A 6,435-nucleotide genomic window follows, 5' to 3' on the forward strand; every position below is an offset into this window, starting at 1 on the left:
ACATTGGTCTCCGGGTAGTAGGCGGCGGCGGAGCCGGGGCTCGTCGGGTAGGCGACGACCTTGAAGGACTCGGCGCGGCGCTCCTTGTCGGTCCACACGCTGACCAGGTCGACCGTGTCACCGTCGCGGAAGCCGAACTGCTCCAGGTCGGCCGGGTTGACCATGACGACACGGCGGGCGTTGTGGATGCCCCGGTAGCGGTCGTTGGGCGCGTACCAAATGGTGTTCCACTGGTCGTGCGAGCGGAGCGTCTGGAGCAGCAGGTGGCCGGCGGGCACGTGCGGCATCTCGAACCGGCTGGCCCAGAACTCGGCCTTGCCGCTGGGCGTCGGGAACGTGTCGCTGTTGACCGGGCTGGGCAGGTTGAAGCCTCCGGGCTGCCGGACTCGCTCGTTGAAGTTCTCGAAACCGGGGACGACCCGCGAGATCCGGTCCCGGATCCGGTCGTTGTCGGTCTCGAAGCTCTCCCACGGGATGCCGTACTTGTCGCCGAGGGCGGCGATCGCCAGGCGGCTGATGATGGCGACCTCGCTGAGCAGGTGCTTGGAGGCCGGGGGCAGCTTGCCGTGCGAGCGGTGGACGTCGCTCATCGAGTCCTCGACGGTGATCCACTGCTCGACGCCGTTCTGCATGTCCCGGTCGCTTCGGCCCAGGGTGGGCAGGAGCAGCGCGGTGTCGCCGCAGACGGTGTGGGAGCGGTTGAGCTTGGTCGAGATGTGCGCGGTCAGCGAGCAGTTGCGCATCGCCTGCTCGGTGTACTCGCTGTCCGGGGTGGCGCGGACGAAGTTGCCGGCCACGCCGAGGAAGAACTTGGCCCTGCCCTCGTGCATCGCGCGGATGCCCTGTACGGCGTCGTAGCCGTGGTGGCGGGGCGGCTCGAAGCCGAACTCGCGGCCGAGCGCGTCCAGGAAGGCGTCCGACATCTGCTCCCAGACGCCCATGGTGCGGTCGCCCTGCACGTTGGAGTGGCCGCGCACGGGGCAGACACCGGCGCCGGGCTTGCCGATGTTGCCGCGCAGCATCAGGAAGTTGACGATCTCGCGGATGGTGGCGACGCCGTGCTTCTGCTGGGTCACGCCCATCGCCCAGCAGACGATGACGCTCTTGCTCCTCATGACCCGCTCGTGGACCGCCTTGATCTCGTCCAGGGTCAGACCCGTGGCGAGGAGGATGTCGTCCCAGGAGATCTTGCGGACGCTCTCGGCGAACTCCTGGAAACCGCGGGAGTTCTTGCCGATCCACGCGTGGTCGAGCACGGTGCCCGGCGCGGCGTCCTCGGCGTCCAGCAGCAGCTTGCCGAGGCCCTGGAAGAGGGCCATGTCGCCGCCCGCGCGGATGTGCACGAACTGGTCGGCGATCTGGGTGCCGTTGCCGATCACACCGCGTGCCTTCTGCGGGTGCTTGAACCGCATCAGGCCGGCCTCGGGGAGGGTGTTGACCGCGACGACCTCGCCGCCGTTGCGCTTGGTCTCCTCCAGCGCGGCCAGCATGCGCGGGTGGTTGGTGCCGGGGTTCTGGCCGACCAGGAAGATCAGGTCGGAGTGGTGGATGTCGTCCAGCGAGACGCTGCCCTTGCCGATGCCGAGCGCGGCGCCCAGACCCCAGCCGGTGGACTCGTGGCACATGTTGGAGCAGTCCGGCAGGTTGTTGGTGCCGAACGCGCGGGAGAACAGCTGGAGGAGGAAGGCGGCCTCGTTGTTCAGGCGGCCCGAGACGTAGAACATCGCCTCGTCGGGCGAGGTGAGCTGCTTCAGCTCCTTCGCCAGGACCTCGAACGCCTTCTCCCAGGTGACGGGCTCGTAGTGGGTGGCGCCGGGCCACTTCACCATGGGCTCGGTGAGCCGGCCCTGCTGATTGAGCCAGTAGTCGGACTTCGAGTCGAGCTCGGCGATCGAGTACTGCTGGAAGAACTCCCGGGTGACGCGGCGTGAGGTGGCCTCGTCGTTGATGTGCTTGGCGCCGTTCTCGCAGTACTCGTTGAAGTGCCGCTTCTTGTCCTCGGGCCAGGCGCAGCCGGGGCAGTCGATGCCGTCGACCTGGTTGATGTTCAGCAGCGTGAGCATGGTGCGCCGCGGGGAGGTCTGACTGAGCGAGTACTCCAGCGCGTGCGTGACGGCCGGGACACCCGTCGCCCACGTCTTGGGAGGCGTGACCGTCAGTTCGTCGATCGGATCCTCGATGCTGCTGCTCATGGTGTGTCTGCCTCTTTCGTGAATACGAATCCCGCCGAACGGCATTTTCTTTGATTCCCGGAAGGAAAGTCAAAGAGGCCGTATCGATCGCGCGATAGGTACCGCTTATCTTCCGGAGCCGCTCGATTTCCGAAGCATCGCGCATTTCCCTGCACAGCGGTGACCAGGCATGATGCTGCCAAGGCCGGCACCGTCGGGGTGAGGATAACTACCGCCTATTACCCGATCGACCGCCCCTCTTTGACTCGGGCGAAAAATTGCCCGACGCTGGCCTGAGAACAGCGAGCAAGAATTCACATTCGGGAGATACCTGCCGTGTACCTGGCATTGGCCCCGGACACCATCGCGCGATGGCAGTTCGGGATGACCACCGTCTACCACTACCTGTTCGTGCCCCTCACCATCAGCCTGGTGGCGATCACGGCGGGCCTGGAGACGGCGTACGTCCGCACGGGCAGGACGAAGTACTTCCACGCCACCAAGTTCTGGGGCAAGCTCTTCCTGATCAACATCGCCATCGGTGTCGTCACCGGGCTGGTGCAGGAGTTCCAGTTCGGGATGAACTGGTCCGCCTACTCCCGCTTCGTGGGCGACGTCTTCGGCGCACCGCTCGCTCTGGAGGCCCTGCTGGCCTTCTTCTTCGAGTCCACCTTCATCGGCCTGTGGATCTTCGGCTGGGACAAGCTGCCCAAGAAGGTGCACTGCGCGTGCATCTGGATGGTGTCCCTCGGCACCATCCTGTCGACGTACTTCATCCTCGCCGCCAACTCCTTCATGCAGAACCCGGTCGGCTTCAGCCTCGACAAGGCGGCCGGCAAGGCGCATCTGACGGACATCGGCGCGGTGCTCTTCCAGAGGCTCAACCTGGTGGTGGTCGCCCACACCCTGACGGCCGCGTTCCTCACCGGCGCCGCCTTCGTCATGGGCATCTCCGCCCTCCACCTGTGGCGCGCGGCCCGGCTGCAGCGCCGGGGCCGGCCCACCGACCTCAAGCAGGTCGCGGCCATGCGGACCTCGCTGCGGCTCGGCCTGGTGCTGGCCGTGATCTTCGGCCTGGGCACCGCGATCAGCGGGGACAAGCTCGGCGAGGTGATGTTCGAGCAGCAGCCGATGAAGATGGCCGCCGCCGAGGCACTGTGGGACAAGGAGGCACCGGCCCCCTTCTCCGCCTTCTCCGTGCCGGACACCGCCCACCAGCGCAACAGCGTCGACGTCCAGGTCCCCGGCCTGCTCTCCTTCCTGGCGCACAAGGACTTCCACTCGGCGGTACCCGGCATCAACGACACGGCCAGGGCCGAGGCGGCCGAGTACGGCGGTGCACCATCCGAGTACATCCCGAACGTCCCCATGACGTACTGGGGTTTCCGGGCGATGATCCTGTTCGGCATGACCTCCGCCAGCCTCGGCGCTGCCGGGCTCTGGCTGACACGGCGGAAGTTCTGGCTCGCCCCCGAGCACCGCACCGGCTCGTTCGACGTCCCCCGGCTGATGCTCACCAAGAACCGTGAACTGGGCGCCATGGCGAGCGGGCTGGCCTGGCGGGCCGGCATCTTCACCCTGGCCTTCCCGGTGATCGCCAACTCCTTCGGCTGGATCTTCACCGCGATGGGCCGTCAGCCCTGGGCCGTCACCGGCCTGCTGCGCACCGTGGACGCGGTCTCCCCGAACGTCTCGCTGACCGAACAGCTCGTCACGCTCATCGGCTTCAGCCTGCTGTACATCGCGCTCGCCGTGGTGGAGCTCAAGCTGCTGGTGAAGTACGCGGGCGGCGGACCGGTCACCTCCGAGCGGCCACCGCTCAGGGACATCAAGCTCGGCGGAGACTCCACGCTGGAAGGCTCCCCGAGGGACGCCGACAAGCCGCTCGCCTTCGCCTACTGAACAGTTGAGAGAGAGTCCGGAACCGTGCATCTCCATGACCTCTGGTTCTTCGTCATAGCCCTGCTGTGGGTCGGCTACTTCTTCCTCGAGGGCTTCGACTTCGGCGTGGGCATCCTGACCCGGGTGCTCGCCCGCGGGGAGACCGAGCGCCGCGTCCTGCTGAACACCATCGGCCCCGTCTGGGACGGCAACGAGGTCTGGCTGGTCACCGCGGCCGGCGCGACCTTCGCCGCCTTCCCCGACTGGTACGCCACGATGTTCAGCGGCTTCTACCTGCCGATGTTCGTCGTCCTGCTCTGCCTGATCCTGCGCGGTGTTGCCTTCGAGTACCGGCACAAGCGCGACGGCGAGCGGTGGAAGCGCAACTGGGAGGCGATCGTCTTCGTCACCTCGCTGGTGCTGGCGTTCCTGTGGGGCGTGCTGTTCGCCGCCATGGTCCACGGCCTGCCGATCGGCGCCGACCACGAGTACCACGGCGGCCTCACCGAACTGGTCCAGCCCTACGCGCTGCTGGGCGGCGTGACCACGACCGTGCTCTTCACCTTCCACGGCGCGGTGTTCGCCTCGCTGAAGACGGTGGGCAGCATCCGCCACCGGGCGCGGCACCTGGCGCAGCGGGCAGGTGTGCTGGCCGTCCTGCTGCTGCTGGCGTTCCTGACCTGGACCCAGATCGGCACCGGCAATGTCCGCAGCCTGATCGCCGAGGCCGTCGCCGTGCTCGCGGTACTGGTGTCCCTGGGCTTCAACTTCGGCGCCCGCGAGGGGCGGGCCTTCGTCGCCTCCGGGCTGAGCGTGGTGGCGTCCACCGCGATGCTCTTCCTCGCCCTGTTCCCGCAGGTGATGCCGTCCAGCCTGAACGGGGCCTGGAGCCTGACCGCGGCCAACGCGGCCGCCGGCTCGTACACCCTGGGGATCATCACCTGGGTCGCCGGGTTCGCCACCCCGCTGGTCCTGCTCTACCAGGGCTGGACCTACTGGGTGTTCCGCAAGCGGATCGGCGTCCAGCACATCCCCGTCGCCGCCCACGCACCGGTCCACCGCGTAGCGCCGTGAACACCCGACGCGCCATGACGTGCCGCGCCCTGCGCCGGCTGACCCGAGCCCGCGCCGAGCGCGCGGGCCGGGGGGCGGCGGCCGACGGCGTGGCGATGTCCCGGGGCCGGGCCGCCGACCGTGATGATCATCGGAGTGCGTCCCGGCCGCGCCGGCGTCGCGGACCCGTCGCGCCGCGGACCCGCCTGGTGGAGCCGGGCGGCGTCCCCGGCGCCGGACGGCCGGTGCGCACCGCACGTCCGCCCCGAGCACGCCACCACCGCCCGGTACGGGCGGACCGCACACCGTACGACCGCCGACCGGCAGCACAGGAAGAAGGCAGGCCCGTGTCCCGACCGCTCACCGACCAGCACAGTGACACCGCCGCCCCGAAGCCGCTGGTGGACCGGTTCGGCCGCGTCCACACCGACCTCCGGCTGTCCCTGACCGACCGCTGCAATCTGCGCTGCACCTACTGCATGCCCGCCGAGGGGCTGGCCTGGCTGCCCAAGGACGAGTTGCTGAGCGACGACGAGATCGTCCGCCTGGTCGGCATCGCCACCGGCCGGCTCGGCATCACCGAGGTCCGGCTGACCGGCGGGGAACCCCTGGTGCGCCGGGGCCTGCCCGGTCTGATCGCCCGGCTGGCCGCGCTTCCGAAGCCACCCGAGCTGTCCCTCACGACCAACGGCATCGGGCTCGCCCGTACCGCCGTCGCGCTGCGCGAGGCCGGGCTCGGCCGGGTCAACGTCAGCCTGGACACCCTGCGCCCGGAACGGTTCGCCGCCATCACCCGGCGCGACCGGCTGGCCGACGTGCTGGAGGGGCTGCGCGCGGCCCGTGCCGCCGGCCTCGACCCGGTCAAGGTCAACGCGGTGCCGGTACGCGGGGTGAACGACGACGAGATCGCGGACCTCACCGCGTTCGCCGTGGAGAACGGCTACCGGATGCGGTTCATCGAGTCGATGCCCCTGGACGCCCAGGGTGCCTGGGAGCGGGAGAAGATGGTCACCGCCGCCGAGATCCTGGACCGGATCCGCGAGCGCTTCACCCTCACCCCCGTGCCGCGCGAGGACAACGCCCCGGCCGAGGAGTGGCGGATCGACGGTACGGACTCCTGCGTGGGTGTCATCGCCAGCGTCACCCGCCCGTTCTGCGGCAACTGCGACCGGGTACGGCTCACCGCCGACGGGCAGTTGCGCAACTGCCTGTTCGCCACCAAGGAGTCCGACCTGCGCGCGCTGCTCCGCGCGGGCGCCGACGACGACGGGCTGGAGGCCGCCTGGCGCTCCTGCATCGCCGTCAAGGCCGCCGGTCACGCCATCAACAG

4 protein-coding genes are annotated in these 6,435 nt (G+C 68.9%); 3 read left to right on the plus strand and 1 reads right to left on the minus strand.

Features of this window, described 5'->3' with window-relative positions:
- A partial coding sequence (locus tag CCN33_RS29595; protein ID WP_086696418.1) for an FdhF/YdeP family oxidoreductase occupies positions 1-2,192 on the minus strand: 2,192 nt, incomplete at its 3' end.
- Between the two features lie 315 nt (positions 2,193-2,507).
- Between CCN33_RS29595 and CCN33_RS29600 the strand changes: the two genes are divergently transcribed.
- The 3 genes from CCN33_RS29600 to moaA form a co-directional block, all read left to right on the plus strand.
- Complete coding sequence (locus CCN33_RS29600; RefSeq protein WP_086696419.1) at positions 2,508-4,073, plus strand: cytochrome ubiquinol oxidase subunit I; 1,566 nt, start codon at positions 2,508-2,510, stop codon at positions 4,071-4,073.
- A gap of 24 nt (positions 4,074-4,097) precedes the next feature.
- Positions 4,098-5,126 carry a cytochrome d ubiquinol oxidase subunit II gene (gene cydB, locus CCN33_RS29605; RefSeq protein ID WP_086696420.1) on the plus strand — a complete coding sequence of 343 codons (1,029 nt, stop codon included), beginning with the start codon at positions 4,098-4,100 and terminating at the stop codon, positions 5,124-5,126.
- 326 nt (positions 5,127-5,452) lie between these two features.
- On the plus strand, positions 5,453-6,435 hold a 983-nt coding region (moaA, locus tag CCN33_RS29610; RefSeq protein WP_086696421.1), incomplete at its 3' end, for a GTP 3',8-cyclase MoaA.

This window comes from Streptomyces recifensis (assembly GCF_002154615.1).
Taxonomy (GTDB): Bacteria; Actinomycetota; Actinomycetes; order Streptomycetales; family Streptomycetaceae; genus Streptomyces; species Streptomyces griseoluteus.